Source organism: Mesorhizobium sp. C268A, assembly GCF_040324475.1.
Taxonomy (GTDB): Bacteria; Pseudomonadota; Alphaproteobacteria; order Rhizobiales; family Rhizobiaceae; genus Mesorhizobium.
In genome coordinates, this window is record NZ_JAMYVX010000001.1 from 64,201 (window position 1) to 89,996 (window position 25,796).

The 25,796-nt window shown below is 62.4% G+C and carries 24 protein-coding genes and 1 pseudogene; 11 read left to right on the forward strand and 14 right to left on the reverse strand.

The features are described from left to right. The first annotated feature begins 93 nt into the window (after positions 1–93). Positions 94–2,418: an NADP-dependent malic enzyme gene (locus NKL06_RS00300; RefSeq protein ID WP_023694169.1), complete on the forward strand. Its 2,325-nt coding sequence runs from the start codon at positions 94–96 to the stop codon at positions 2,416–2,418. On the opposite strand, the gene NKL06_RS00305 is transcribed toward NKL06_RS00300, so the two are convergent. Further along, positions 2,411–3,043, reverse strand: coding sequence for a DUF1287 domain-containing protein (locus NKL06_RS00305; protein WP_245267174.1), 633 nt, complete (start codon positions 3,041–3,043; stop codon positions 2,411–2,413). The two genes, NKL06_RS00300 and NKL06_RS00305, sit on opposite strands and share 8 nt — an antisense overlap. A 203-nt stretch (positions 3,044–3,246) precedes the next feature. Here NKL06_RS00305 and NKL06_RS00310 point away from each other — a divergent pair, with 203 nt between their 5' ends. Beyond that, positions 3,247–4,443: a DUF2865 domain-containing protein gene (locus NKL06_RS00310; RefSeq protein ID WP_023694166.1), complete on the forward strand. Its 1,197-nt coding sequence runs from the start codon at positions 3,247–3,249 to the stop codon at positions 4,441–4,443. On the opposite strand, the gene gltX is transcribed toward NKL06_RS00310, so the two are convergent. Continuing rightward, positions 4,361–5,734 carry a glutamate--tRNA ligase gene (gltX, locus tag NKL06_RS00315; RefSeq protein WP_023694165.1) on the reverse strand — a complete coding sequence of 458 codons (1,374 nt, stop codon included), beginning with the start codon at positions 5,732–5,734 and terminating at the stop codon, positions 4,361–4,363. The genes NKL06_RS00310 and gltX overlap by 83 nt on opposite strands. Before the next feature lie 722 nt (positions 5,735–6,456). Between gltX and NKL06_RS00320 the strand changes: the two genes are divergently transcribed. The 4 genes from NKL06_RS00320 (at position 6,457) to NKL06_RS00335 (ending at position 11,425) form a co-directional block, all read left to right on the forward strand. After that, positions 6,457–10,221 (forward strand): vitamin B12-dependent ribonucleotide reductase, encoded by a 3,765-nt coding sequence (locus NKL06_RS00320; RefSeq protein WP_023694163.1) that lies wholly within the window; start codon positions 6,457–6,459, stop codon positions 10,219–10,221. 38 nt (positions 10,222–10,259) lie between these two features. After that, positions 10,260–10,523, forward strand: a complete 264-nt coding sequence (locus NKL06_RS00325; RefSeq protein ID WP_023684932.1) for a helix-turn-helix domain-containing protein — start codon at positions 10,260–10,262, stop codon at positions 10,521–10,523. A 26-nt stretch (positions 10,524–10,549) separates the two neighbouring features. Beyond that, positions 10,550–11,140 carry an ImmA/IrrE family metallo-endopeptidase gene (locus tag NKL06_RS00330; protein ID WP_023684931.1) on the forward strand — a complete coding sequence of 197 codons (591 nt, stop codon included), beginning with the start codon at positions 10,550–10,552 and terminating at the stop codon, positions 11,138–11,140. Positions 11,141–11,218: 78 nt separating this feature from the next. Continuing rightward, positions 11,219–11,425: a type II toxin-antitoxin system HicB family antitoxin gene (locus NKL06_RS00335; RefSeq protein ID WP_023807947.1), complete on the forward strand. Its 207-nt coding sequence runs from the start codon at positions 11,219–11,221 to the stop codon at positions 11,423–11,425. Between the two features lie 33 nt (positions 11,426–11,458). On the opposite strand, the gene NKL06_RS00340 is transcribed toward NKL06_RS00335, so the two are convergent. The 3 genes from NKL06_RS00340 to NKL06_RS00350 all read right to left on the reverse strand — a co-directional run bounded on the left by NKL06_RS00340 (position 11,459) and on the right by NKL06_RS00350 (position 13,588). Then, positions 11,459–11,962 carry a hypothetical protein gene (locus tag NKL06_RS00340; protein ID WP_245267173.1) on the reverse strand — a complete coding sequence of 168 codons (504 nt, stop codon included), beginning with the start codon at positions 11,960–11,962 and terminating at the stop codon, positions 11,459–11,461. A 105-nt stretch (positions 11,963–12,067) separates the two neighbouring features. After that, on the reverse strand, positions 12,068–12,589 hold the full coding sequence (locus NKL06_RS00345; RefSeq protein ID WP_023694162.1) for a hypothetical protein: 522 nt from the start codon (positions 12,587–12,589) through the stop codon (positions 12,068–12,070). A gap of 27 nt (positions 12,590–12,616) precedes the next feature. Then, on the reverse strand, positions 12,617–13,588 hold the full coding sequence (locus tag NKL06_RS00350) for a DUF3592 domain-containing protein (RefSeq protein WP_023694161.1): 972 nt from the start codon (positions 13,586–13,588) through the stop codon (positions 12,617–12,619). A gap of 163 nt (positions 13,589–13,751) precedes the next feature. Here NKL06_RS00350 and NKL06_RS00355 point away from each other — a divergent pair, with 163 nt between their 5' ends. Beyond that, positions 13,752–14,693: a phosphoribosylaminoimidazolesuccinocarboxamide synthase gene (locus NKL06_RS00355; protein ID WP_023694160.1), complete on the forward strand. Its 942-nt coding sequence runs from the start codon at positions 13,752–13,754 to the stop codon at positions 14,691–14,693. Between the two features lie 20 nt (positions 14,694–14,713). Here the strand turns inward: NKL06_RS00355 and NKL06_RS00360 are convergent, their stop codons facing one another. From NKL06_RS00360 to NKL06_RS00370, 3 genes are read right to left on the reverse strand one after another with little or no spacing between them, the layout of a single operon-like run. Beyond that, positions 14,714–15,598 (reverse strand): DMT family transporter, encoded by an 885-nt coding sequence (locus NKL06_RS00360; RefSeq protein WP_023694159.1) that lies wholly within the window; start codon positions 15,596–15,598, stop codon positions 14,714–14,716. Further along, positions 15,595–16,203 (reverse strand): class I SAM-dependent DNA methyltransferase, encoded by a 609-nt coding sequence (locus NKL06_RS00365; protein ID WP_023694158.1) that lies wholly within the window; start codon positions 16,201–16,203, stop codon positions 15,595–15,597. Before NKL06_RS00365 ends, NKL06_RS00360 begins: the two co-directional genes overlap by 4 nt. A 28-nt stretch (positions 16,204–16,231) precedes the next feature. Further along, the gene (locus tag NKL06_RS00370) at positions 16,232–16,405 is read right to left on the reverse strand and encodes a hypothetical protein (RefSeq protein ID WP_196814128.1); all 174 of its coding nucleotides are present in this window, start codon (positions 16,403–16,405) and stop codon (positions 16,232–16,234) included. A gap of 104 nt (positions 16,406–16,509) precedes the next feature. Between NKL06_RS00370 and NKL06_RS00375 the strand changes: the two genes are divergently transcribed. Beyond that, positions 16,510–17,469, forward strand: a complete 960-nt coding sequence (locus NKL06_RS00375) for a LysR family transcriptional regulator (protein ID WP_023694156.1) — start codon at positions 16,510–16,512, stop codon at positions 17,467–17,469. Here the strand turns inward: NKL06_RS00375 and NKL06_RS00380 are convergent. From NKL06_RS00380 to NKL06_RS00405, 6 genes are all read right to left on the reverse strand, one after another. Continuing rightward, positions 17,459–17,965: a DUF2314 domain-containing protein gene (locus tag NKL06_RS00380; RefSeq protein ID WP_023694155.1), complete on the reverse strand. Its 507-nt coding sequence runs from the start codon at positions 17,963–17,965 to the stop codon at positions 17,459–17,461. The two genes, NKL06_RS00375 and NKL06_RS00380, sit on opposite strands and share 11 nt — an antisense overlap. Positions 17,966–18,118: 153 nt before the next feature. Continuing rightward, entirely contained in the window at positions 18,119–19,168 is a 1,050-nt protein-coding gene (locus NKL06_RS00385) for a glycoside hydrolase family 25 protein (RefSeq protein ID WP_023694154.1), read from the reverse strand. Positions 19,169–19,449: 281 nt separating this feature from the next. Then, complete coding sequence (locus NKL06_RS00390; protein WP_023694153.1) at positions 19,450–19,641, reverse strand: hypothetical protein; 192 nt, start codon at positions 19,639–19,641, stop codon at positions 19,450–19,452. Between the two features lie 116 nt (positions 19,642–19,757). Then, positions 19,758–20,156 carry a GFA family protein gene (locus NKL06_RS00395; protein ID WP_023694152.1) on the reverse strand — a complete coding sequence of 133 codons (399 nt, stop codon included), beginning with the start codon at positions 20,154–20,156 and terminating at the stop codon, positions 19,758–19,760. 186 nt (positions 20,157–20,342) lie between these two features. After that, positions 20,343–21,299 carry an alpha/beta fold hydrolase gene (locus NKL06_RS00400; RefSeq protein WP_023756447.1) on the reverse strand — a complete coding sequence of 319 codons (957 nt, stop codon included), beginning with the start codon at positions 21,297–21,299 and terminating at the stop codon, positions 20,343–20,345. A gap of 114 nt (positions 21,300–21,413) precedes the next feature. Further along, on the reverse strand, positions 21,414–21,662 hold the full coding sequence (locus NKL06_RS00405) for a ParB N-terminal domain-containing protein (protein WP_023694150.1): 249 nt from the start codon (positions 21,660–21,662) through the stop codon (positions 21,414–21,416). 169 nt (positions 21,663–21,831) lie between these two features. Here NKL06_RS00405 and NKL06_RS00410 point away from each other — a divergent pair, with 169 nt between their 5' ends. From NKL06_RS00410 to kce, 3 genes and pseudogenes are all read left to right on the forward strand, one after another. Continuing rightward, on the forward strand, positions 21,832–23,463 hold the full coding sequence (locus NKL06_RS00410; RefSeq protein ID WP_023694149.1) for a N,N-dimethylformamidase beta subunit family domain-containing protein: 1,632 nt from the start codon (positions 21,832–21,834) through the stop codon (positions 23,461–23,463). A 1-nt stretch (position 23,464) separates the two neighbouring features. Then, positions 23,465–24,837, forward strand: a pseudogene (locus tag NKL06_RS00415) (aminotransferase family protein). A 10-nt stretch (positions 24,838–24,847) separates the two neighbouring features. After that, a complete protein-coding gene (gene kce, locus NKL06_RS00420; RefSeq protein ID WP_023694147.1) occupies positions 24,848–25,777 on the forward strand; it encodes a 3,5-dioxohexanoate:acetyl-CoA acetone transferase in 930 nt (309 codons plus the stop codon). Positions 25,778–25,796: the final 19 nt, after the last annotated feature.

Sequence of the window (25,796 nt, forward strand, 5' to 3'; positions counted from 1 at the left end):
GGGTTGTTTTAGCCGCCCTTGCGTCATTTGGCGTCGCGAAAAACCATTTTTGCGTGCTAAAAGGCTGCAAAGCAGGTTTGAGGGAGCGGCCGCATGGAAGGCGAGAACAAGAAAACGGCACGTTCGGACCTCGACGAAGCCGCCCTCTACTTCCACAAGCATCCAAGGCCGGGAAAGCTCGAGATTCAGGCAACCAAGCCGCTCGGCAACCAGCGCGATCTGGCGCTGGCCTATTCGCCGGGTGTTGCCGCGCCCTGCCTCGAAATCCGCGACAATCCGGCAACCGCGGCCGATTATACAGCGCGCGCCAATCTGGTCGGCGTCGTCTCCAACGGCTCGGCCGTGCTCGGGCTCGGCAATATCGGCCCGCTCGCCTCCAAGCCGGTGATGGAAGGCAAGGCGGTGCTGTTCAAGAAATTCGCCGGCATCGACGTCTTCGACATCGAGATCGACGCGCCGGGCATAGAGCGCATGGTCGAGACGATCTCGGCGCTGGAGCCGACTTTCGGCGGCATCAATCTCGAGGACATCAAGGCGCCCGAATGCTTCGAGGTCGAGGCGCAGTTGAAGGCCCGCATGGGCATTCCCGTCTTCCATGACGACCAGCATGGCACCGCCATCATCGTCGCCGCCGCCGTGCTCAACGGGCTGGAATTCGCCGGCAAGACCATTTCCGACATCAAGATCGTCACCTCAGGCGCCGGTGCGGCAGCGCTCGCCTGCCTCAACCTGTTGGTCTCGCTTGGCGCCAAGGTAGAGAACATCTGGGTCACCGACCGCTTCGGCGTCGCCTACAAGGGCCGCACCGACGAGATGGATCGCTGGAAAGACCCCTATGTGAAGGACACCGAGGCGCGCACGCTGGCCGATGTGATCCCTGGCGCCGACGTTTTTCTCGGCCTGTCGGCCGCCGGCGTGCTGAAGCCGGAATTGCTTGATCATATGGCGCCTAAGCCGTTGATCCTGGCGCTGGCCAACCCCAATCCCGAAATCATGCCGGAGGTCGCGCGCGCCGCTCGTCCGGACGCGATGATCTGCACCGGCCGTTCCGATTTTCCCAATCAGGTCAACAACGTGCTTTGTTTTCCTTACATCTTCCGCGGTGCGCTGGACTGCGGCGCCAGCGCCATCAACGAGGAGATGAAGATGGCCGCGGTCCGGGCGATCGCCGCGCTTGCCCGCGAAGAACCGTCCGACGTCGCCGCCCGCGCCTATTCCGGCGAGACGCCGATCTTCGGACCCGACTTCCTTATCCCCTCGCCCTTCGATCCCCGCCTGATCCTGCGCATCGCGCCGGCGGTGGCCAAGGCTGCCTGCGACACCGGCGTCGCGACCCGGCCGATCACCGACTTCGCCGCCTATATCGACCAGCTCAACCGCTTCGTCTTCCGCTCCGGCCTAGTGATGAAGCCGGTGTTTTCCTCGGCCAAGGCGTCGACCGCCAAGCGCGTCATCTATGCCGACGGCGAGGACGAGCGCGTGCTGCGCGCAGCCCAGGTGGTGCTGGAGGAAGGCATTGCCGAGCCGATCCTGATCGGCCGCCCGCATGTCATCGAGGTCAGGCTGAAGCGCTACGGCCTGCGTATCAAGCCGGGCGTCGATTTCGGCCTGATCAACCCGGAAGACGATCCGCGCTACCGCCATTATGTCGACCTGTTGATCGAGCTTGCCGGCCGGCGCGGCGTGACGACGGAGGCCGCGCGCACCATGGTGCGCACCGACAATACGGTGATTGCGGCACTGGCGCTGAAGCGCGGCGATGCCGACGCCATGATCTGCGGCCTCGAGGGCCGTTTCGAGCGGCATCTGCGCAATGTGACGCTGGTCATCGGACCACGCGCGGGCGTCAAGGACCGCGACCTGTCGACGCTGTCGATGCTGATCTCGCAGCGCGGCATCATCTTCCTCACCGACACCCATGTCTCGGTCGACCCGACGGCCGAGGAAATCGCCGAAATGACCATATTGGCGGCGGAGGAAATCCAGCGCTTCGGCATCGAGCCGAAGGCAGCGCTGCTGTCGCATTCGGATTTCGGCTCGCGTGATTCTCCCAGCGCGCTGAAGATGCGGCAGGCAGCGGCGATCCTGGCGCGCGTTGCGCCCGACCTGCAATGCGACGGCGAGATGCATGCCGATTCAGCCCTGTCGGAGCATCTGCGCCAGCGCGTCTATCCGCATTCGCGGCTGAAGGGCGAAGCCAATCTCCTGGTGTTCCCCAACCTCGACTCCGCCAACATCACGCTGACCGCGCTGCGCACGATGATGGACGCGCTGCATGTCGGGCCGATCCTGCTTGGCACCGACAAGCCGGCGCATATTTTGACGCCGTCGGTGACCTCGCGCGGCGTCGTCAACATGACGGCGCTTGCGGTGGTCGAGGCGGCGCACAAGGCACAGGCGGTGGTTCATTTCAACTGACGCCGTCAGGCAGGCACGAAACGGTAATGCCCGGTCTGCGTGAAGGCAAACAGCGTGTCCTCCTCGCGGGCGCCCGCCCCGATATTGTGGATGACCAGCGCTCGTTCCGGCACGTCCGCCGAGCGTTCGGATGAGACGATGACGATGTGCGGCAGGTTGCCGGGCAGCATCTGGGTGACAGATCGCCCGGCTGAAAGTCGGCAGGATCCTCGCTTACGGCCAAGGAAGCACCCTTGCGCCCGAAAAAGGCGGCAAGGTTGCCGACCCGTCGGTGATCGATGTTGCGGTCGGTCGCTTTCAGGCCCCAGGTCTTGGGATAGGCGGCGAAATTGGCGGCCATATCCTCATGCACCAGCTTCTGCAGGTCGAGATTGAAGGCGCGGCGATAGGCGCGCACGATGACATCCGTGCACACGCCACGATCCGGCGCGACGTCGCCGCCGGGATAGCCGAGGCGGACATAGGCCGGGTCGTAGAAGGTGGTGACGCCGATCTGCTCACGCGCGGCTTCGACCAATTTGCTGCGCCAGTCCGGAGCGGCTGGATTTTCCTGCGCCCGGGCGGCGGGCGCCGCCAGGCACAACAGACCGAACTGCAGCGCGGTTCGACGGGTAAGCGTGGTCATGCCCGGTCCCCGGGTTTTGCTGGATCGTGGGATAATTCCGGGGCGATTGCGCCTTTTTCATGCAGCGGTGAGACCGCACAGTTGCCGCTCTAACCAAACCCCTCCTGCAACGCGTCTATGGGCTAAGACCATCTTTGGTTGTAGATTGAGGGAACGGTTAACCGCGAATCCGGTAGACAGGCAGGCAAGCGGGGTTTCGGGCAATGACGGGCGGACGATGGAGGCTGAAGCATCTGGCTGCGCTGCTCGGCGCGCTTGTGCTTTCGGCCGTCGCCACCACTGAACCGCAGGCCGCCTCCCGCGTTTGCCGTCAACTGGAAGCCGAGCTTGCTTCTTCATCGAATGGCGGCGGCAATTCCAGCATGGTGCGGAAGTATGACAAGGCCATCTCCCGCCAGTTCGAACAGCTATCAAAGGTGCGCGGTCGTGCGAGCGATGCGAATTGCGGGTTTTCGCTGTTTTCGCGCAATGTCAGCCAATGTGCCGCGCTGAACAGCAGCATCGATCGCATGAACGCCAATCTCGATGCGTTGCAAGCCAAGCGCGCGCAGCTTGCCGGCGGCGGCTCGCGGCGCGACCGCGGCCGCATCCTGGCCGCGCTCGACGCCAATGGCTGCCGTGACGAGCCCGCGCCGCGCCGGGAGCCGCTGCAGGAAGCCAGCCGCGAACCCGACGACGGCAATCTGTTCGACCAGCTTTTCGGCGGCAACCGGCAGATCGACACGCTCGATCAGCCCGATGATCCCGGCGAGGAGCGCAATGTGCGCCGGGTGCTCAATCAGCCCGGCGTGCCGGATTTCCCGACGGTCGGCGGCGAGTTCCATACGAGCTGCGTGCGCACCTGCGACGGCTATTTCTTCCCGATGTCGAACTCGGCTTCGCTCGGCGATTTCGAGCGCGACCAGAAGAACTGCGAATCGAGCTGCCCCGGCACCGAAATGCAGGTGTTCTATTCGCGCGGCATGGAAGACGATTCGGCCAACATGACGTCGTCGGTGACCGGCAGGCCCTACAGCGAGTTGCCGACCGCCTATCTCTACAAACAGCCCAACATGTCGCGGCCGCTGGCTTGTGGCTGCAATGCGCAGGCCGGAAATTTCGAGATCATCGGCGGCAACCCGCCACCGCCCGAGCAATCGCAGCCTGATACCGAGACAACGCCATTCATTCCGGTGCCGGCGGCCAAACCCGATCCGGGCGCGGATCCGGAGACGCTGGCGAACGTACAAGGCGGGCTCGACCGCGCCGCCATCAAGCGCCTTGCCGTCAAGCCGGTGGTGTCGCCGGTGTCGCTGATCCCGCCGGACCAGCGCAAGGTCAGGGTCGTCGGGCCAGCGTTCCTTCCCGACCCAGCAGCGGCAATAGATCTGCAAGCTCCGGCCCGGAAGCAAGTCCGGTAAGCGCCAGCCTGAGCGGCATGAACAGCGCCTTGCCCTTGCGGCCGCTGGCTTCCCTGATCCTGGCCGTCCAGTCTTTCCAGACCGTACCGGTCCACGGCTCTTCCGGCAACAGGTCGAAGGCCTGCTGCAGGAAGTCGCGATCCTCGTCGGAAAATTCCGGCGCGGGCTGCGGGCCGTCGGCAAGGATGCGCCACCAGCCGACCGCGTCGCTCAGCCGGTCGAGATTGCCGCGCACCGCCAGCCAGAACGGCTCGGCCTTGTCGCCGGAGATGCCGAGCACGATCAGCCGATCCCGCGCCTCGGAAAACGGCATGTGGTGCATGAGCGCACGATTGAGCACGAACAGCTCGTCCGGGTCGAATTTGGCCGCCGATTTCGACGTGGCGGCGGGATCGAAGCGCGCGGCCAGTGCCGGCATGTCATGCACCGCTGCGACATTTTCCGAGGTGCCGACAAGGACGGCCAGCGAAGCCACAGCCATCGGTTCGATGCCCTCCTCGCGCAGGCTTTCGATCGACAGCGCACCGCTGCGCTTCGACAGGCCCTCGCCCGAGGCCGTGGTCAAGAGATTGTGGTGGCCGAAGACAGGCGGCTCGGCGCCCAATGCCTTGAACAGCGCGATCTGCACGCCGGTGTTGGTGACGTGGTCGTCGCCGCGAATGACATGACTGACCCCCATCTCGATGTCGTCAACGACCGAAGGCAGCGTGTAGAGATAAGTGCCGTCCTCGCGCCGCAGCACCGGATCGGACAGTGAGGCCAGATCGACGGTTTCCTCGCCGCGCACCAGATCGTTCCAGTGGATTTCGGTGCGTTCGGGCTGCAGCGGATCGCTGGTGAAGTTGGGCAGCAGAAAGCGCCAGTGCGGCCGGCGGCCATCGGAGCGGTATTCGGCGATCTGCTGCTGCGAAAGCGCCAGCGCCTCGCGGCCATAGACCGGCGGCAGGCCGCGCGTGCGGCGCACCTTGCGGCGCAGGTCGAGTTCTTCGGGGGTCTCGTAGCAGGGATAGACAACGCCGGCTCTCTGCAGCCGCTCCACCGCCGCGTCGTAAGTTTCGAAGCGCCGCGACTGGTATTCGGTGGCGTCGGGAAAAATCCCCAGCCAGTGCAGGTCGTAGAGGATGGCGTCGGAAAATTCCTGCCTTGAGCGGGCAATGTCTGTGTCGTCGAAGCGCTGGATGAAACGGCCCTTGTTGTTCATGGCAAACAGCCAGTTGAACAAGGCGGTGCGGGCATTGCCGATATGAATGCGGCCGGTTGGTGAGGGGGCAAAACGGACGGTAACTGTCATGGGCGGGGCGTAACGGATGCTCTTGGAATTGACAAGACGCGCCCCCGCGCGACGCCAAAGACATAATGCACGCCAGCTAAAATGAAAAGGCTGTGAGCCAGAATCCGGCCGGGCCTGTCTCGGGTGAACCGCTCACCAGCGGTCCACGCCGGCAGAATCGGGCTTTCCTCAGCCGCTTTTTGTCCCCGTTATCCACATATGTGACACACAAGATGTTGGGGTCACAAAAGCTACGCAAACGAATCCTTGACGACGCAAACCGAGTCGCCTTTTATGTGCCATGTGCTCTTGTTGAGGGCGCGACCGGAGAGTTTCGAGCCCGGTCATTTTTCCCGGATTTTGTGCGTTTTGGCCATGATTTCCGCCTGTTTACGAGGCTGGCGGAAGCGTTGGATCGTGGGGCGAAAAGGGAGATTTGTCGGACTGGAATAAATTGTCTGTTAACACTATATTTAGTGTTTGCAGGCAAGTTCGACGCTAGATAATGTGAATTTCCCTCGGTCGAGGGAATCGAGGAAAAATTCAGTTTTGAGGGACCCGCAGGGTTCGGCGCAGAGTTGGAACAGCGGCTTCGCAAGAAGTTCGACCAGCAAGGCGACGAAGACTGCCACAAGGAGAGCCGGTGTTTTCGAACGCCGGCAGACGGCGGACATGCGCGTTTCGCATTGGGGGCAGAAATCCCCGGGGAAAAGCGCTATATATAGACAAAAGGGACCGGACCAATGCGCATCGAGCGTCGTTTCACCAAGCCAGGCCAATCAGCTTACGCGGAGATCGAATTCCGCAAGGCGCTTTCGGAGATCAAGAATCCGGACGGCTCGGTGGTGTTCCGCTTGGACAATATCGATGTGCCGGCGCAGTTCTCGCAGGTTGCCGCCGACATCCTGGCGCAGAAGTATTTCCGCAAGGCCGGCGTGCCCGCGCGCCTGAAGAAGGTCGAGGAGAACGACGTCCCCTCCTTCCTGTGGCGCTCCGTCGCCGACGAGGCCGAGCTTGCCAAGCTGCCGGAAGCCGAGCGCTACGGTTCCGAAATCGACGCCCGCCAGGTCTTCGACCGGCTGGCCGGCACCTGGACCTATTGGGGCTACAAGGGCGGCTACTTCAAGTCGGAAGAAGACGCGAGCGCCTTCCGCGACGAACTCGCCTATATGCTCGCCACCCAGCGCGTTGCGCCGAACTCGCCGCAATGGTTCAACACCGGCCTGCACTGGGCCTACGGCATCGATGGCCCGAGCCAGGGCCACTATTATGTCGACCCGTTCACCGGCAAGCTGACCAAGTCGAAGTCGTCCTACGAGCATCCGCAGCCGCATGCCTGTTTCATCCAGGGCGTGCAGGACGATCTCGTCAACGAAGGCGGCATCATGGACCTGTGGGTGCGCGAAGCGCGCCTGTTCAAATACGGCTCGGGCACCGGCTCCAATTTCTCCATGCTGCGCGGCGAAGGCGAAAAGCTGTCGGGCGGCGGCCGTTCGTCCGGCCTGATGAGCTTCCTCAAGATCGGCGACCGCGCGGCGGGCGCCATCAAGTCGGGCGGCACGACGCGTCGTGCAGCCAAGATGGTCATTGTCGACGCCGACCATCCCGATATCGAGGAATTCATCGACTGGAAGGTCAATGAAGAGCAGAAGGTGGCGTCGCTGGTCACCGGCTCCAAGATCGTGAAAAAACATCTCGAAGCGATCATGAAGGCCTGCATCAACTGCGAAGGCCATGATGACGACTGCTTCGACCCGTCGATCAACACCGCGCTGAAGCGCGAGATCAAGGCGGCCAAGAAGTCGGCCGTGCCGGAGAACTACATCTACCGTGTCATCCAGTTCGCCAAGCAGGGCTACACCTCGATGTCGTTCAAGACCTACGACACCGACTGGGATTCCGATGCCTACCTCACTGTGTCCGGCCAGAACTCCAACAATTCGGTGTCGCTGAAGGACAATTTCCTGCGCGCCGTCGAGGACGATGCCGACTGGCACCTGACCGCCCGCAAGGACGGCAAGGTGCTGAAGACGCTGAAGGCACGCGACCTCTGGGAAAAGATCGGCTACGCCGCCTGGGCTTCGGCCGATCCGGGCCTGCATTTCAACACGACGATGAACGACTGGCACACCTGCGCTTCGGCCGGTGCGATCCGGGCCTCCAATCCGTGCTCGGAATACATGTTCCTCGACGACACGGCCTGCAACCTGGCCTCGATCAACCTGCTGCCCTACCGCAATGCCGACGGCACGATCGACATCGCCGCCTACGAGCACACGGTGCGGCTGTGGACCGTCGTTCTCGAAATCTCGGTGATGATGGCGCAGTTTCCGTCGAAGGAGATCGCCAAGCAGTCCTACGAATACCGCACGCTCGGCCTCGGCTACGCCAACATTGGCGGCCTGCTGATGACGTCCGGCATTCCCTATGATTCCGACGAGGGCCGCGCCATCTGCGCAGCACTCACCGCCATCATGACCGGCGTCGCCTATGCCACCTCGGCCGAGATGGCCGGCGAGCTCGGCGCCTTCACCGACTACGACCGTAACGCGCAGAACATGCTGCGCGTCATGCGCAACCATCGCCGTGCCGCCTATGGCGAAAAGCAGGGCTACGAGAAGCTCGCCGTCAATCCGATGCCGCTGGTCGCGTCCGACCTGAAGCAGCAGGAACTGGCCGCGCACGCCAAGGCTGCCTGGGACCGCGCCATCGAACTCGGCGAGGAGCATGGCTACCGCAATGCGCAGGCGACAGTGATCGCGCCGACCGGCACGATCGGCCTCGTCATGGATTGCGACACCACCGGCATCGAGCCCGACTTCGCGCTGGTGAAGTTCAAGAAGCTAGCCGGCGGCGGCTATTTCAAGATCATCAACCGCGCCGTGCCGGAAGCACTGCGCACGCTGGGCTATTCCGAGAGCCAGATCGCCGAGATCGAGGCCTATGCGGTCGGCCACGGCAACATGAACCAGGCGCCGGCGGTAAACCCCGGCTCGCTTAGGGCGAAGGGCTTTACCGACGACAAGATCGCCGCGCTCAATGCAGCGCTGAAGTCGGCCTTCGACATCAAGTTCGTCTTCAACCAGTGGACGCTCGGCGCCGACTGGGTGAAGGAGACCTTCGGCTTCACCGACGAGCAGCTCAACGATTTCTCGTTCGAGATGCTGCCGGCGCTGGGCTTCTCGAAGAAGGACATCGAGGCCGCCAACATCCATGTCTGCGGTGCGATGACGCTGGAAGGCGCGCCGTTCCTCAAGCCCGAACACCTCGCGGTGTTCGACTGCGCCAGCCCGTGCGGCAAGATCGGCAAGCGTTCGCTTTCGATCAACAGCCACATCCAGATGATGGCGGCCGCACAGCCCTTCATCTCGGGCGCCATCTCCAAGACCATCAACATGCCCAACGATGCGACGGTGGAAGACGCCAAGGGCGCCTACATGCTGTCGTGGAAGCTGGCGCTGAAGGCCAACGCGCTTTACCGCGACGGCTCGAAGCTGTCGCAGCCGCTGAATTCGTCGCTGCTCGCTGACAGCGAGGATGACGAGGACGATGCGGTCGAGCAGTTGATCGCGGCGCCCGCTTCACAGCGTGCCGTGCAGGTCACCGAGAAGATCGTCGAGCGCGTCATCGAACGCCTCTACCGCGACCGCGAAAAATTGCCGAACCGCCGCAAGGGCTACACCCAGAAGGCAGTCGTCGGCGGCCACAAGGTCTACCTGCGCACCGGCGAATTCGATGACGGCCGCATCGGCGAGATCTTCATCGACATGCACAAGGAAGGTGCTGCCTTCCGAGCGATGATGAACAACTTCGCCATCGCCATTTCGCTCGGCCTGCAATATGGCGTGCCGCTCGAGGAATTCGTCGAGGCCTTCACCTTCACCAAATTCGAGCCGGCCGGCATGGTGCAGGGCAACGACGCGATCAAGAATGCGACGTCGATCCTCGACTACGTGTTCCGCGAACTCGCCGTGTCCTATCTCGGCCGCCACGACCTCGCCCATGTCGACCAGTCGGATTTCGACAAGACGGCGCTCGGACGCGGCATCAACGAAGGCAAGGCGACGCCGTTCTCGAAGGGCCTTACCCGCGGCGCCTCGCCGGTCAAGTTGGTGTCTGGCCTAGGTGGCGAACCCAAGGGGTTTGCCGGATCACCTGCCGCGGCCCCTGCCCGGGTCACTCCAACTGCGTTCTCAGGCTCCAATGTGCTGGCGCTTAAACCAGCAAGCGACGAAGCCATCGCCTACAAGCGCGACTATGAGGAGCGAGCCAAGGAACTGGTCGAAGATATTGTTTCCGAGGAGGCTGCCGACCCCACCGGGTTGTTCACCGACGAAGCAGCGAAAGAAGCGGCCGAGGCAAAGGCGCTTGCCTCTACGCGGCGTCAGCAATCCTTGATGCAAGGCTACACCGGCAACGAATGCTCGGAATGCCACAACTTCACCATGGTACGGAACGGAACCTGCGAGAAGTGCGATACTTGTGGATCGACGAGCGGGTGCAGCTGAGAAATCGAGGGTCGGACGAAGATTCCTAGGAGATTTTCATGAGCAATGGCAGTCCGGAAAAATTTGGCGCATTTGTTGAGCGCACACGCCGTGAGAAGAGATGGTCACAGAACCAGCTCGGAAAGTTGATCGGTGCAGGCAGCGCATACATCACGAGTGTGGAAAACGGGGAAATCTGGCCGACCGATTACATCCTAGACCAACTTGCGGCGCTTTTTGGGGTGCCTCATGAGTATCTGATCGTTATGCTCGGACCGAAGCCGCAATCGGCCGTCGAAGCTCAACCTCGACCTAAGGCCTGAAACGCCCATGCGGCCAGGAGGATACCATGAAATCCCTGGATCGCTTCAACTCCGAAAAGCTAAGTGAACTTGAGATCGCCGATCGTGCCCGCAACTTCAGAGGTACCTTCGGCGTCTCAGACAAACTTTATATAAATATCATAGAAATTCTTGAATTCAGATTGAAGGAGATACTTCCCGATTTCAAATTGATGGTTCGGCGTGACATCGAACTGGACAAAACTGCACAGGCTATGAATGATCCACCGAGGATTTTGGTTAGAGAGTCGATCTATGACGGAGCTTGCGACGGAGATCAGGAATGCCGCAGAATACTGGCCCACGAATTGGGTCATCTACTCTTACATGCGCACATAGGCGGCACAAAACAGCAAGATATTCTTGGCTACTCTCCTCAATTTGAGAATATGAATGCGCTGGATAGCATAGAAGATCAGGCAGATATATTTGCACGGAATTTCTTAGTTCCGCCATTCATTGCATTCGAGCATAGACACGATATAGAAAAGCTCTCAAAAATTACCGGCGCTCCCATCAATATTGCGTCAGCCGCTGCATTGATTTCTAAGCGCACTGAGATGCTGAAGGTCAGGCAGCCACCGAAAAGACAACAGTAAATTTGTTTCGCGCCAGCATCAAGTTGTGGCAGAGCGCGCCGAAGCCTTCTGAAGTGGTCGGCCTAACGGACTGATGACATGCGTTATGCAGTCGTAATCGAAAAAGCCGGAGAAAATTTTTCCGCCTATGTGCCGGATCTACCGGGCTGCATCGCGACTGGTGCGACAGTGCCGGAGGTGAAAATCGAAATTCGCGACGCAATACGGTTCCATATCGAGGGCTTGCGTGCTGATGGGCTGGATATACCGAAAGGCCTCAGTCTCACAAAATACGTCGAAGCATAGAGACAGACCCCGACCAGGATTTTCTGCGCCTACCTACTCCACCACCCTCAGCGTCTGCTCGTCAAACAACGGTTCGTCCTGCCCCGCTCGCACAAACAGCACCTTGTGCCCGTCGCCCGCCGGTACCTCGAAATACTGGATGCCATCCGGCATTTCGCCCCAGTCGCCGCAGGGCGGTTCGGGAACGTCATCACTCACCACCGCTTTCAGCTCCTTGGCGTAGGCGGCGTCGGGGTTGAATGTGTAGCGCTTGACGCCGGCGGGCACGGTGCCCTGCGTATAAGGCGCCAGTACGCAGCGGGCGCTGACTGATTTGTCGGTCTTTTCCAGCAACAGGCGCAACACCGCGGCCTCGGCGGTTTCGCCCGATTTGATGTCGAACACCTCGACCAGCGGATCGGGCGCGCCCCCATCGCTGTATTTGATGGCGAGAGCGTTGCCGACGAATTCGAAATGAATCTGGCGGAAGCCGAAATCGCAGCGCTGCGCCCAGGCGGCGAGGCCGACGTCTTGTCGGTCAGTTTTTCCCAGACGCATTTGTCGATCGGCGGGCGCGATGGCGCCGGCTCGTCCGCCCGCGCTGCGGCTGATATCGTCGCCGAGGCAAACAGCGTGCAGATCCAGACAATCAGTCTCATGGCGCTATTCATCGCTGCATCCTGTCAATGTGAAGGCGTCCCACGCCGAGCCGTCCGGATTGGCATTGGCGAAATCGGCAAATTCGGTGAAGGCCGCGCCGAAATCGGGCAGCAACAGCCCTTTCGGCGCCGGTGTCGCTTCGCGCGAATTCAGCTGCTCGGCGCCGCCTCCGGTCAAGGCATAGACCTGGCCCATCCATATCCGGCACATCCCGCTGCCGTCCTCCAGCCCCGCTTCGCGGTCGTCGTCGGTGCAGGCATGGCGGATGGTGCCGAGCGGAAACGAATTTTTGCCATTGGTCCAGGTGATGTCGGCCGGCAAGCGCGTGTCGGTGTTGGGGACGGTCACCGAAAACACTTCGGCCGTCAGTGCCGCCGGTTCATTGTCGAGCGGCCGGAATTGCAACACCGCGCCCGAACGCGGCTCGCGATAGGCGGCGTGGCTTAGCAGACACTCTCTTGCGCTCGCTGCCTGCACGGCGCCGAGCAGAGCCAGGCAAACGACGGCCAGCCTGCGAACGATCATTGGATGTCTCGTCATGAAAGTGGCGCCTCAGATAAAACCGACCAGCCAAGCCGCGCCGCCCAAAAACGCGGCCGAACAGACCCACAGCAGCCAAAGCCCGCGCACCCTGCATTCGAGCACTGCCGAGGCGGGGTTGGCTGGGTCGTAATGCACGTCGACCTTGCCGCCCTCGGCATAGCTGCGCGCCTGGCCGCTGACGAGGCCGGGCATTGAAGCGGTGACCGTGGCGCCGAAGGTGACGCGGTCTGAGGTGTAGTGCTGGCCTGCGACGCCGTAGCTGTACACGATGCGGGATTTGAAGACGGTGCTCCAGCGTCGATGGCTGCTGTAGTTTCGCAGCGCCTGCAGGCCCGAGGAGTCAATGCGGCCGGGGGCGACCGGCCATTTTGCCGCCTGCTCGGCAAGCGACTTCTGGACGAAGGCCATGCGCAGGATCATCAGGCCCATGAACAGCAGCAGCGCTCCGGCGCCGAGGTTCTGCGGCTTGGGCAAATGCGGCCGGATCGCCTCCAGCACGCCACCGAGCGAAAACACCAGCACCACCGTGCCGATCACCAGCCCGGCCGAGAGCTTGACCATGAACTTGAAGGCGCCGTCCGGCAGGGTGCGTTCGATCACGGCCTTGCCCGGATCGGCCGGATTGTAGAAGACGGTCACTTCAGCGCCGGTGGGAAACTGCGCCAGGGTTTCGGTGACTTCGAAATTCCCCAGATTCTCCTTCACGCTGTAGCGCGAGCTTTGAAATTTCTTTTTACCGACCTTGTATTCGAAGGTGACCGCCGGAAAATTGCGCATCTCGGTGGTGTCGCTGCTGTCCGAGCCGACGCCCGACCTTCTGACTTCGCGCGCCTCGACGCGCGACGAGATGATCTTGCCCATCGCCGGCAGCCAGTGGCTCATCGCCTGCACCTCGCGCCATTTGACGAAGGTGATGAACGACAGACCGCCCGCGATCGCGCAGGCAAATCCGACAATCAGAAATTTGAGCTCTACGTCCACCGCGTCCCCCAGGAGTGCCGGAAGCTGCAAATAGATAGCACGGCGAAGGCAATGTCTTGATTATTCGCAAAGGACGAACCGCCCTTCCTCGGGTATCGAAGCCCCCTCAACTTTGTTAAGAGTCGCCCAAACTGTTAGGAGCCATGAGACCAGGATGACAGCACTGCGCGTTCTCTCGGATGCCTTCATTCCGGAACTCCCGAACCACTACAAAGGCAAGGTCCGCGAGAATTACGATCTGCCGGATGGCCGCCGCATCATCATCGCCACCGACCGGCTGAGCGCCTTCGATGTGATCCTGACCGCAATACCGCTCAAGGGAGAGCTGCTGACGCAGACGGCGCGCTACTGGTTCGAGGAAACGGCGGACATCTGCCCCAACCATGTGCTCGATTATCCCGACCCCAATGTCGTCGTCGGCACCAGGCTCGACATTCTGCCGGTGGAAATCGTCGTTCGCGACTACCTCGCCGGCACCACCAGCACTTCGGTGCTGACGAAATACAAGAACGGCGAACGCGATATGTACGGCATCCGCCTGCCGGACGGACTGCGCGACAATGAGAAGCTGCCGCAGGCCATCATCACGCCGACCAGCAAGGCGCTCGATGGCGGCCATGACGAGCCCTTGACGCGTGACGAGATCCTGACGCGCGGCCTGTTGTCGGAAGAGCAATGGGACACCGTCTCGCGCTATGCGCTGGCGCTGTTTGCGCGCGGCAAAGCGTTGGCCGCCAAGCGCGGCCTGATCCTGGTCGACACCAAATACGAGTTCGGCACGGACAAGGATGGCGCCATCATCCTTGCCGATGAAATCCATACGCCCGACTCAAGCCGCTACTGGCTTGCGGCAAGCTATGAAGAGCGTTTCAAGGCAGGCGAGCGGCCGCAAAGCTTCGACAAGGACTTTATTCGCGCCTGGGTGACCGCGCGCTGCGATCCCTACAAGGATCGTATTCCGAGAATCCCCGCCGAGCTCATCGAGCAGACATCGCGGGTTTACACGCAGGCCTTTGAGACCATCACCGGCAAGACCTTCACCGCCGATATCTCGGGAAAGACGGTGCTGGACCGCATTCGCGAGAACCTGCGACCTTATTTCTGACGGCGGCTGGCGGCCGCCGGTCAACTTGCCGAGGTCGCGGACACGGACGGTTCTGGCGAAGCGCGCCACGTGCCGAGATATGATCCGCACAAGATGAGCGCGAAGGCCGCGACAATGCCGATATCGAGCGGCTCCGAAAGGACGAGCACGCCGGCTGCCACGGAGACGGCGGGCGCCACATAGGTGATGACGACCGCCCGTTCGGGGCCGATCTCCCGCACCAGCAAGAAGTAGGTGGCGAAGGCAATCGCCGTGCAAAACACGCCAAGACCGAGGATTGCGCCAACCACCGTTGTCGACGGCATGGCCGCCGGCCAGGCCAACGCCGCCGGCACGGCGTAGATCAGCGCGGCCCCTGCCAGACAGACTGCCGTCAGCGAGGTTGCCGGCACATCGTTCAGCCAGCGCGACGCGATGATCGAACCCGAGGCATAGCAGGCCGCGGCCATGAGAATCTCGACGACCGCGAGAAATCCGCCACCCAAGGTCGGCAGCGCCAGCACGAAGACACCGGCAAAACCGAGGAAAAGGCCGGTCCAGCGGCGTATCCCCAGCCGCTCATCCGAGCCCATCAGCTTGGAGAGCGCGACGGTTACGGCCGGCGTCATGGCAATCAGCAGTCCGGCGGTGGAACTGTCGATGCTGACTTCGCCATGGGTGATCAGCCCCCATGGCAGGATCATCTCGACCAGACAGAATGCGGCGACCGCCCGCCAATGTGTCTTCAGCCATCCGAAACTGCGCTGGACAAGGACGAAGGGCAGCAGCGCCAGGGCGCCGACGGCTGTTCGGGCAAAGACCAGGAAGGGCACCGACACCTCGGCAACTGCCAGCTTGATCAACAAATAGGGAATGCCCCACAGGAGGCTGAGCAGCACGAACAAAAACAGTCCGCGGCGCGTCATGACGGCCTCACAGCCAGAAAGGTGGTCCACTCTTCGCGATCGCGGCCGACGTTGAATTCGTCTCCGACAAGGACCAGCCCGGCGTTTTCGAGGCGGGCCGCGAAGTCGTCCCTGCGCCAATAGACCGTATGATATTCGCCGCTCTTCTCGCCATCGCCAATGCGCATCGAGACGAGAAAGGCGCCGCCCGGCCGCAGCGACCCGGCAATCTTGGCAAGCACCTGGTCGGCCTGCTCGCGCGGCACGTGGATCAGGACGCACAATGCGAGCACCGCGTCGTAGGGGCCGCCGAGATCGTCGGTGATGAGATCGAGAAACTCACCATGCTTGCCGCGTGCGGCCTGCAACTCAAGAAACCGCTTCGTTGCGTCTGTGCGCCGAACCTGGACACCGAGCCCTTCGACGAAGTCCGCATCGTATCCGGGTCCCGAACCGACTTCCAGAATCCGGCCGCCTTTGCCGGCGATCTTCACCAGGCGCTTCAGCCATTTCTGTTCTCTTTGGTTCGGAACGTGCCGCACCAGAGCGTCGTAGCGTTCGGCATAGTCCTCATAGGCGTTGATCGTTTGTCGGCTCTTCGCCAGATCCTCGGATAACACAGTCATCTTTCCCTCCCCTGGTCAAAGAGCTTGCTTAGCCAATGGTGCCGGGAGGCACGCGTCCGTCAAGCATACCGATATCCCTGAGGAAATGATCCGACAGCGAGCGGCGGTCGAGCATGCCGTGCTTGCGAGGTCTGAACGGCGCGGTGAAGAGGTCGAGCATCGGCCGGCGAAGCGTGTTGTAGAGAGCGATGGTGGTGGTCATTGCCGTATCCTCCAAGGTTTGATCCGATGAATGCAGCATGCCGTTTTCCGGGCTTGGTTTCCAATCGAACGTCGCGTAGTATGCATCAGCGGGATTGATGCGTCATGAGCTGGGAACTACCACCATTAGGAGCCATCAGGGTCTTTGAAGCCGCGGCCCGGCTGGGCAGTTTCACCAAGGCAGCCGAAGAACTCGGCATGACCCAATCAGCTGCCAGCTATCAGATAAAGGTGCTGGAAGAACGTGCCGGAACGCCGCTTTTCATAAGAAAAACAAGGCAGATCGCGCTGACCGAGGCCGGACAGCAGCTGGCGCCGCACGCAACAGGCGCGTTCTCGACCCTGGCCGACGCATGGGTCGCGACCAAGGGTGGAGCGACCGGCGTGCTGTCGGTGACGACCATGGAAACCTTCGCATCGAACTGGCTGGCCGTATGGCTTGGAACATTTCAGCTGATGCATCCCGACCTTGCCGTGAAGGTGAATACATCGCACGGGCTGGTCGATTTCACGCGCGGCGACATGGATGTCGGCATTCGCACCGGCAGTGGAAAATGGCCGGGCCTGACGGCTCACTATCTGTTCAAGGCGGACTATACGCCGATGCTCAGCCCGAGACTCGCCGAAAGCGTCGGCGGCATCCACCGCCCCGAGGATCTCTACCAAGTGCCGCTATGCTGTTCCGACGATCCCTGGTGGGAAATCTGGTTCAAGGCTGCCGGCGTGCCGTTCGAGCCCGATCGCGTCATCGCTGGCCCGAAACTGGGTACGCAGGCCTATGATGCGATGGCGGCGCTGACCGACAAGGGCGCCGCGATCCTGACCAAAAACCTTTACAGCGCCCTGTTGGAAAAGGGCCAGTTGATACAGCCATTCGACGTGCTTGGATCGGACGGCGACGGCTATTGGCTGGTGCATCTGGAGAGCCGCCGCAACGCGCCCAAAATCAAGGTGTTTCGCGACTGGGTGCTGGCGCAGACGGCTGAGATACGCGAACGCGAAAAGCGCGACAGCCCTCTAGGCACCGCGATAAAACTCGCCCCCGCCTCAACCCTCAGTCCTTGAAGGTCAACCCGTATTTTGCAACCTGTTCCTTCGGCATATCCGCAAGCGCCTGGCGCGTGGTGTAGCCGCCGTAGATCACCTTGCCGTTCTTGACCATCCAGTCCTCGACGTCGGCCTCGGTCACCGTCATCCTGTCGCCCATCTTGTACTTGTTGCCATTGACCGGCACGTCAGCAAGCAGGCCGATATAGGAGCCGTCGCTGTAGCCGACCAGCTGCAGCCAGATATGCTCGGTGGCGCCGTTCTGGGTCAGCGGGAATTTCACCGTGTAGGTGCCGGGCGTGCCAGCGTCCATCAGTTCGTGGAAGCGCTTGAGGGTCGAGCGGCCGCTGTCCTTGGCGGCCTGCATCGCCTTGTCCTCGGTGGAATAGGACACGACGTTCTGCTTCGACTCCGCCAGCGAAGCGCCACTTCCGCCCGGCATGTGGCCGAGCGAGCTGAAAAACCCGTAGCCGACAGCGGCGGCAAGAGCGACAGCCACAACTGGATTGCGCATGGACCCCTCCGAAACCCGATCACGGGCACGTTACCGGAAGGCTATTGCGATACCGCTAAAGGACAGAGTGAGCGGATCGTTAGCGAGACGCTGAAAATTCAACCCAAGGCGCAGCGGCAGGCGGCGCAGGCGCACCGACACCGGGCCTGACGTTCAATCGGCGTCGGCGACGGTCGTCTGCCCGCCTGCCCATGCCCGCCAAGCGCGCTCGTCGCCATGGAAGACGTTGAGGTCGATGCGGCCGGTCACGCCGTGCGACAGGCCGGAGCCGGAGTACTGCCAGAATAGCCATTTGCGGCCGGGATAGACTTTTGAGGGATGCCGCGCCACGGCGCGCAGCCAGAACGGATAATCGAGAAACGCACCCTTGAGATTGTCGCGATAGAAATCCGGTGCGGTGTAGATGATGGGCCGCTGGCCGTAATGGCGCTCCAGCTTGTCCATGAACACCTTCATCTTTTCCAGCACGGTGGCCCGCGACGGCCGCCGCTTGCAGGAAGATTCGCCGTTCCACTCGACATCGATTACGGGTGGCAGCGCGCCTTCGACCCTCGGCACATTGCGGATGAACCAGTCGGCCTGCTCGCCCGCGGTGCGGCACCAGTAGAAGAAATGATAGGCGCCGCGCTTCAGCCCGGCGGCGTCGGCATTGCGCCAGTTCTTCATGAACATCGGATCGAGATGGTCGCCGCCATCGGTCGCCTTGATGTAGGCGAAGTTGGCGCCCTGGGCGCGCAGCTTGCCCCAGTTGACATTGCCCTGCCAGCGCGAGACGTCGACGCCGTGGACGGCAAGGTAGCGTGGCGAAGCCTTGCCGAAATTGATCGGCTTGGCGTCGCGAAAACCGTAGCGGGTGACCGGCGTGGCCAGCATGGCCGGCGCAGCGCGCGTCAACCGCTTCGGCGCAGACATCAGAGCGGCGGGCTCGAGCTGTGGTCTGGTGCTCCCCTGCGGCGTGCCCGCGACGATGGCCTCTTCTTCCTCGACCATGGAAAAGGGCGGCGCATTGTCGGCCACCATATCGGACCGCATCGGCGCGAGGTCGGCGGTCTCCACCGGAGCCGCTGTGACCGGCGCGCTCGGACGCACGACCGAACTGGTCGTCTCGTTCGACGGTTGCAAGCCATCGACGCCCGCTGTGGACGAACAGCCGGCAAGCCACAGCGATGCCAACATGAAACTGACGACGCCTGAAATCCGCATCTGGACCTGTACGCAAAACACAACAGACCGAAGGCAAACAGACGCCGCCGGACAAACCGGCCTCGATTACTAACGAGAAATTACCAACAAAGTTTGAATCAAGTTATTAGGAATTGGCCCTCTTGTCTTCTCCCCCTGTGGGAGAAGGTGGATCGGCGCGTAGCGCCGAGACGGATGAGGGGTGTTCCAGCGGAGTGAGGCGTTGGCGTTCCCTGGAACACCCCTCATCCGACCGAGCTTCGCTCGGCCACCTTCTCCCACAAGGGGAGAAGGGGAAGCCCTTACCCTCCCAGCCATTGCTGCATGCAGCTTTTCGCCACCACATGCGCCGGTGGCACGGCGTCGGCGGCCGGGCGGCGGGCACGTTCGAGCAGCAGGCGAACCTGTTCGGGGCGCACGCGGTCACGCTCCATGACGAGGAGGACCATCGGATCGCTCAAAAGCTCGTCCAGGGTGCTGATTCTGTCGCTCATCGGTCGTCTCCTCGATACCGGCCCGCAGACGACAGATAGGCAGGCAATCATGGCCCGCCAATGACGCTTTGCCGGCTATGTCGTGGTTTCGGGATTAATTTCCGGTAAGGCCGGCGTCAGTTCGGAGGCGGCGCGCCTTCATGGTGCGGCAGGCCGTCATCTAGCTGCAGCCAGGGCTGCTTCGAGGCGGTCCACATATGCATTTCCGGCTTGAACAGCGAGGGATAGTCGAGCGAGCCGGTGGTGATGCCGACGATGCCGGCGGAGTCGCGTCGGGAAAACAGCGTGGTGCCGCAAGCGGCGCAAAAGCCGCGCTTGAGGTCCGGAGAGGTGTTGACCGTCGCCACCTCTCCCTCGACCGTGACATCGTCGATGCGAAACAAAAGGCGGGCGTTGAAGGCCGCGCCTATGACCTTCTGGCAGCGCCGGCAGTGGCAGACGCGCTGGTTGAGCGGCGCCGCCTCGGTGCCGTAGCGCACTGCCCCGCAATGGCATCCGCCCTGGTATTTCGTCATCATTCGAACCATCACACTGAAGGTCTCTTGATGATATCGACAGGTACCTTTCGGTCAATTGAAAAGCCCTGATGGCGCCATCGATTGCGCCGATAGGACTAATGGCTGCGCCAGGGCTTCGTGGTTTCGCAGGCACAAAAAAGCCGGCCACCTCTTCGAGACGGCCGGCATGTATTTTCAGGCAAGCTATTTCGTTTCGCTGAGGACTTCGTCCCAGGTCTTCACCTTGGTTTCGCCATTGAGGAAGGGCAGTGCCGCGGCCGTCAGCTCCGGTGCGAAGAAGACGTCGTAGTGGGTGCGATTGGGAATGATGGCCAGCCGGTTCTGCGACAGGTTCTCACGCATCCAGCCGGCATCCTTCAGCCCGCCGCCGATCATCTGGTAGAACCTGATCTCGTGCTCGGGCTTGTACATGTCGCTGTCGCCATAGGCCAGCATAACTGGCATCTTCAGCTTCGCCACATCGGCGGAATAGTCGTAATCCTTGCGCATGAAATTGCCCAGCGCATCGAGCAGTTTAGGGAAATCGTCGGGACGTGGGGCGACGGCGACGTAGGATTTGTACATCGGCGTGTCCTTCATGAAATCGGCGGCGGCCGCGCTCACCTGCGCCTGCTGGCCGCGCATCTCGTCATAGAAGCCATTGGCGGCGAAGCCGGTCGAGACCAGGACCAGCCGGCGCACCGTCTCGGGATGCTGAACGGCCATACGGAAGGCGACGCCGCCGCCCAGCGAATAGCCAAGCACGTCGACCTTGTCATAGCCGAGCGCCTTGACGATACCAGCCATGTCGTCGCCCATCCCCTCCAGGCTGAAGGGTCGCTCGCCGAGCGCGGTGCGGCCATGGCCCTGCAGGTCGACGGCAATGATGGTGCGGTTTTCCGCCAGCTTCGGCAGCAGCGGCGCGAACATGTCCGACGTGCCAAGGCCGCCATGCAGCAGAAGCAGCGGTTCTCCCTTGCCATAGACGGCATAGTAGTAATTCAGGCCGTCGATCGGCAGCAAGCCGGACTTTTCCGGCTTCGGCATGGCTGTTGCTTCGGTGGTCATGGCGGGCTTGGTCTCCTCTGCATTGGCTGGGCCGGGCGCTGCAAACAAGGCAGCGACCGAGGCAAGAATGGCGAAATAGATTCGTCTGGACATGTCGGTCTCCTCGGGTTCGCCCAAGGACGAGCGAGCACGCCGCGTGCCGACATGCCCTGCGAAAAATCCGCGGAAGAATGACCGGTTTGGCTGTTTTCGATCGGGTCGCGCGCCTCAGTGGCGCTTGGCCTGCACCAGATAGGCGTCGATCTCGGTCTCGCCGAGCCATTTGGCGGCTTCCAGCCGGTGCAGTCCCTCGACCAGGATGTGGCGCTTGCCGTCATTGCGAACCTGGATCGGCGTCTTCATGCCGTTTTCCAGTATGTCTTCGGCCAGGTGCCGGACCGTTTCGGGATGCAGCGTCTTCTTGCGCGCCGTCGGCACGTAGATGTCGTCGACCTTGACCTTCTGCACTCTCAGCATGCCGGCTCCCGAGGCGGAACATACCGCCTCGCCTGAGATAGTCGGTTTGCCGGGTGCGGCCAAGAGCGGCCAAGCAATTGTGTCGTATGCAATTGCTGGCCCGATCGTTTCCATTTGACGCTTGGCCGGCAGATGGCCGAAATGGCGGCCTGTCACTTTTCCGGTGTTCATGACCCATCTGCCAACCGAATTTCCCGATTTCGGACTGACGCCCGAGCAGCGCCGCGAGGCAGTGCGCGGCCATTACTATGAATGGCCGGGAATGGACGGCGAGCGGGGCGAGATCTGGTGCTATTCTGATCGATTTTCCTACCGCGCCGGCGAGACCGTGACGCTGCATGTCAGCTCGACGGCGCCGCGCTTCAGCATTGTCATTGTCCGCGACGGCGGCAGCGAGACAAAGGTCTTCGAGCAAACGGGGCTTTCGGCGCGCTGGCAGGATACGCCCGACCAGTGCTCGGTCGAAGGCTGCGGCTGGGAGGCGTCTTTCGAATTTCGCATCGGCGACGATTGGCCATCCGGCGCCTATCGGCTGACGCTGACGGCGGACGGGCGCGAGCCCATCCATTGCCATCACCTCATCATCGTCGCGCCCCTGCCCGGCAGAAAACCCGGTCGCGTGCTGCAGGTGGCGGCGACCGGCACCTGGCTGTCCTACAACACATGGGGCGGCTCCAACGCCTATCAAGGCATCACCGGCCCGGGCCGCGACCAGTATGCGCGCATGGTGTCGACGCAGCGGCCTTGGTGCCGTGGCTTCGTGGTGTTGCCCAAGGACGCGCCGCGCGTGCCGCTGGAGGTTGCCGTGCCGCCGAAAACAGTGCCGCGCTATCCGCACATGGAATGGGCGTACGCCACGGGACATTCGAAGAAATACACCTCCTCCGGCTGGGCGAGCTATGACAGCCACTTCTTCCGCTTTGCCGAGCGCGCCGGCTACGGCGTCGATCTCGCCAGCCAGCACGATTTGCACTTCTCGCCCGAGATCCTCGACGGCTACGACTGCGTCGTCTTCGTCGGCCATGACGAGTACTGGACCTGGGAAATGCGGGACGCCGTCGACAGCTACGTCGAGCGCGGCGGTCATGCGGCTCGCTTTGCCGGCAATTTCATGTGGCAGACCAGGCTCGAGGACGAAGGCCAACGGCAGGTCTGCTACAAATACCGGGCGCGGGCCGAAGACCCGGCCTATAGCGGCGACGTCACCCGGGCCACCAACTCCTGGGAAGCGCCTGAGATCGGTCGTCCCGGCGCAATGACCTTCGGCCTCAACGCGACGCGCGGCGTCTATGCCGGCTGGGGCGGATGCGCACCGCGCGGCGTGCGCGGCTTTCCGGTCTATCGGCCCGAGCACTGGGCCTTCGCCGGCACCGGCATCTATTATGGCGACCTGCTCGGCGCCGACAGCCATGTCTATGGCTATGAGGTCGACGGGCTCGATTTCGAGATCCGCGGCGGCCTGCCCTATCCGACACCGGACAGCGGTGCGCCTGACGGGCTGCAGGTGCTGGCCGTCGGCATGGCGAGCCAGGTCGAGGAAAGCGCCGATATCCCGATCGAGGACCAGTTTCTCACCGACGAGGATGGCCGCTTTACGGCCGAAACGCTGTTTGGCGAGGCGACCGACGCCAATCTGGAAAAGGTCAAACGCGGCAACGGCATGATCGTCAATTTCCCGCGCGGCAAGGGCGAGGTTTTTCACGCCGGAAGCTGCGAATGGGTCGCCGGCCTGCTCAGGCAGGATCCGATGGTCGAGCGCGTGACCAGGAATGTAATCGATCGCTACCTCGGAAAGACCTGACATGCAGAAGCCCTCCTCCGCCGGTTCAGAAACGCGCGCGCCCTCGCACCTGTTCTACCTCTCCAGCCTGCGCCGGCCGCTGATCGACCGCGCCGAAGGCATTTATATGTGGACGCAGGACGGCCGCCGCTTCATCGACGGATCGAGCGGACCGATGGTCGCCAATATCGGCCATTCCAACCGCAACGTGCTCGACGCCATGAAGCGGCAGATGGACCGCGCCACCTTCGCCTACCGCCTGCATTTCGAGAACGAGCCGGCGGAAGAACTGGCGCGGGAGCTCGCCGGCAAACTGCCGGAGGGCATGGACCGAATCTTCTTCGTCTCCGGCGGTTCGGAGGCGACGGAATCCTGCATCAAGCTGGCGCGGCAATGGGCGGTCGCGACCGGCCAGCCGAAGCGCTGGAAGGTTATCACGCGTTTTCCCTCCTATCATGGCGGCACGCTGGGTTCGCTTTCGATAACCGGCGACGATGCGCTGGCCGAAACGTTCACACCGATGATGCGGGTGATGCCGACCGTGCCGGCGCCGACGGCATGGCGCGACCGCGACAATCTTTCGATGGAGCAGCGCGGCGTCCGCTATGCCGACATGCTGGAGGAGAAGATCCAGGCCGAGGGCCCGGACAGCGTGCTCGCCTTCATCATGGAGCCGATCGGCGGTGCGGCGACTTCGGCCCTCGTCGCACCGGACAGCTATTATCCGCGTATACGCGAGATCTGCGACCGCTACGGCATCCTGCTCATCCATGATGAAGTGATGAGCGGCGCCGGCCGCACCGGAAAATTCCTTGGCGGCGACCATTGGAACTGCAAGCCCGACATCGTCGCGCTGTCGAAGGGCTTGGCTCCGGCTATGCGCCGCTCGGCGCGCTGGCCGCCCCGATGCGGCTGGTCGAGCCGCTGCTGGCGTCGGGCGGCTTCCAGCATGGCCACACCTATGCTGGCAATCCGCTCGCCTGCGCGGCCGGGCTCGCCGTGCTCGGCGAGATGGACCGCCTCGACCTGATCGCCAATGCCGCCGCGATGGGCGACGTGCTGATGGACGGGCTGAAAGGGCTGGCGAAGCGTTTTCCGTTCATCGCCGATGTCCGAGGCAAAGGCCTGCTCACCGGCGCCGAGATGGTTGCCGATCCCGAAACTCTACGGCCGATCGAACAGGGCAAGAAAGCCACGCAGCGCCTGCTCGACCTCGCCTACGAGCGCGGGCTGATCATCTATGGCCGCAGGGTCAAGGGCGGTGTCGACGGCGACAATTTCATGGTTGCGCCGCCGATGATCGTCACGGCCGAGCAGGTCGGCGAGATCATTGCCATCATCGGCGACTCGCTGGAAGTTCTGGCCGCCGAACTCGACCTGCCGGTCGAAGGCTGAGGGATAGAAGATGGCGCCGAGAAAAGTCATCATCACCTGTGCGGTCACCGGTTCGGTGCACACGCCGTCCATGTCGCCCTATCTGCCGCTGACGCCGGATCAGATCGCAACCGACGCCATCGCGGCGGCCGAAGCGGGCGCCTCGATCCTGCATCTGCATGCCCGCGATCCCAAAGACGGCCGGCCGACCGCCGATCCTGATGTGTTCATGCAGTTCCTGCCGCGCATCAAGCAAGCGACCGATGCGGTGATCAACATCACCACCGGCGGTTCGTCGCTGATGACGCTCGACCAGCGGCTGGCGGCACCACTGCGGGCCGAGCCGGAAATGTGCTCGCTCAACATGGGCTCGATGAATTTCGCGCTGTTCCCGATGCTCGACAAGCCAAGGGAGTGGCAGCACGAGTGGGAACAAAAGCTGCTCGAAGCCACGCGCGACACCATCTTCAAGAACACCTTTGCCGATATGGAAGGCGTGCTCGAAAAGCTCGGCAAGGGCTGCGGCACGCGCTTTGAGTTCGAATGCTACGATGTCGGCCATCTCTATTCGCTGGCGCATTTTCGCGACCGCGGGCTGGTGTCGGGGCCGCTGTTCATCCAGTTCGTGCTCGGCATTCTCGGCGGCATCGGCGCCGATCCCGACAATCTCATCCATATGAAGCGCATCGCCGACAAGCTGTTCGGCGACAGCTACCAGTTCTCGGTGCTCGCCGCCGGCCGCCATCAGATGCCCCTGATCTCGATCGCGGCGGCGATGGGCGGCAATGTCCGCGTCGGGCTGGAGGACAGTCTCTACGATGGACGGCAATTGGCGAAATCCAATGCCGATCAGGTGCGCAGGATACGCGCCATTCTCGACGGGTTGTCGCTGGAAGTCGCAACGCCGACCGAGGCGCGCGAGATGCTGGCGCTGAAGGGTGGCGATAGGGTGGCGTTTTGAGATGATTGATCTGCGATGA

What these genes read in the sequence shown, in the direction of transcription:
- NKL06_RS00300 (WP_023694169.1), top strand. Translation starts at nt 94, where the DNA reads ATGGAAGGCGAGAACAAGAAAACGGCACGTTCGGACCTCGACGAAGCC.
- NKL06_RS00395 (WP_023694152.1), bottom strand. Translation starts at nt 20,156, where the DNA reads ATGACGAAATACCAGGGCGGATGCCATTGCGGGGCAGTGCGCTACGGC.
- NKL06_RS00400 (WP_023756447.1), bottom strand. Translation starts at nt 21,299, where the DNA reads ATGTCCAGACGAATCTATTTCGCCATTCTTGCCTCGGTCGCTGCCTTG.
- NKL06_RS00345 (WP_023694162.1), bottom strand. Translation starts at nt 12,589, where the DNA reads ATGATCGTTCGCAGGCTGGCCGTCGTTTGCCTGGCTCTGCTCGGCGCC.
- NKL06_RS00305 (WP_245267174.1), bottom strand. Translation starts at nt 3,043, where the DNA reads ATGACCACGCTTACCCGTCGAACCGCGCTGCAGTTCGGTCTGTTGTGC.
- NKL06_RS00410 (WP_023694149.1), top strand. Translation starts at nt 21,832, where the DNA reads ATGACCCATCTGCCAACCGAATTTCCCGATTTCGGACTGACGCCCGAG.
- NKL06_RS00330 (WP_023684931.1), top strand. Translation starts at nt 10,550, where the DNA reads ATGAAATCCCTGGATCGCTTCAACTCCGAAAAGCTAAGTGAACTTGAG.
- NKL06_RS00310 (WP_023694166.1), top strand. Translation starts at nt 3,247, where the DNA reads ATGACGGGCGGACGATGGAGGCTGAAGCATCTGGCTGCGCTGCTCGGC.
- NKL06_RS00360 (WP_023694159.1), bottom strand. Translation starts at nt 15,598, where the DNA reads ATGACGCGCCGCGGACTGTTTTTGTTCGTGCTGCTCAGCCTCCTGTGG.
- NKL06_RS00375 (WP_023694156.1), top strand. Translation starts at nt 16,510, where the DNA reads ATGAGCTGGGAACTACCACCATTAGGAGCCATCAGGGTCTTTGAAGCC.
- gltX (WP_023694165.1), bottom strand. Translation starts at nt 5,734, where the DNA reads ATGACAGTTACCGTCCGTTTTGCCCCCTCACCAACCGGCCGCATTCAT.
- NKL06_RS00405 (WP_023694150.1), bottom strand. Translation starts at nt 21,662, where the DNA reads ATGCTGAGAGTGCAGAAGGTCAAGGTCGACGACATCTACGTGCCGACG.
- NKL06_RS00340 (WP_245267173.1), bottom strand. Translation starts at nt 11,962, where the DNA reads ATGCGTCTGGGAAAAACTGACCGACAAGACGTCGGCCTCGCCGCCTGG.
- NKL06_RS00390 (WP_023694153.1), bottom strand. Translation starts at nt 19,641, where the DNA reads ATGAGCGACAGAATCAGCACCCTGGACGAGCTTTTGAGCGATCCGATG.
- kce (WP_023694147.1), top strand. Translation starts at nt 24,848, where the DNA reads ATGGCGCCGAGAAAAGTCATCATCACCTGTGCGGTCACCGGTTCGGTG.
- NKL06_RS00370 (WP_196814128.1), bottom strand. Translation starts at nt 16,405, where the DNA reads ATGACCACCACCATCGCTCTCTACAACACGCTTCGCCGGCCGATGCTC.
- NKL06_RS00325 (WP_023684932.1), top strand. Translation starts at nt 10,260, where the DNA reads ATGAGCAATGGCAGTCCGGAAAAATTTGGCGCATTTGTTGAGCGCACA.
- NKL06_RS00335 (WP_023807947.1), top strand. Translation starts at nt 11,219, where the DNA reads ATGCGTTATGCAGTCGTAATCGAAAAAGCCGGAGAAAATTTTTCCGCC.
- NKL06_RS00320 (WP_023694163.1), top strand. Translation starts at nt 6,457, where the DNA reads ATGCGCATCGAGCGTCGTTTCACCAAGCCAGGCCAATCAGCTTACGCG.
- NKL06_RS00365 (WP_023694158.1), bottom strand. Translation starts at nt 16,203, where the DNA reads ATGACTGTGTTATCCGAGGATCTGGCGAAGAGCCGACAAACGATCAAC.
- NKL06_RS00385 (WP_023694154.1), bottom strand. Translation starts at nt 19,168, where the DNA reads ATGCGGATTTCAGGCGTCGTCAGTTTCATGTTGGCATCGCTGTGGCTT.
- NKL06_RS00380 (WP_023694155.1), bottom strand. Translation starts at nt 17,965, where the DNA reads ATGCGCAATCCAGTTGTGGCTGTCGCTCTTGCCGCCGCTGTCGGCTAC.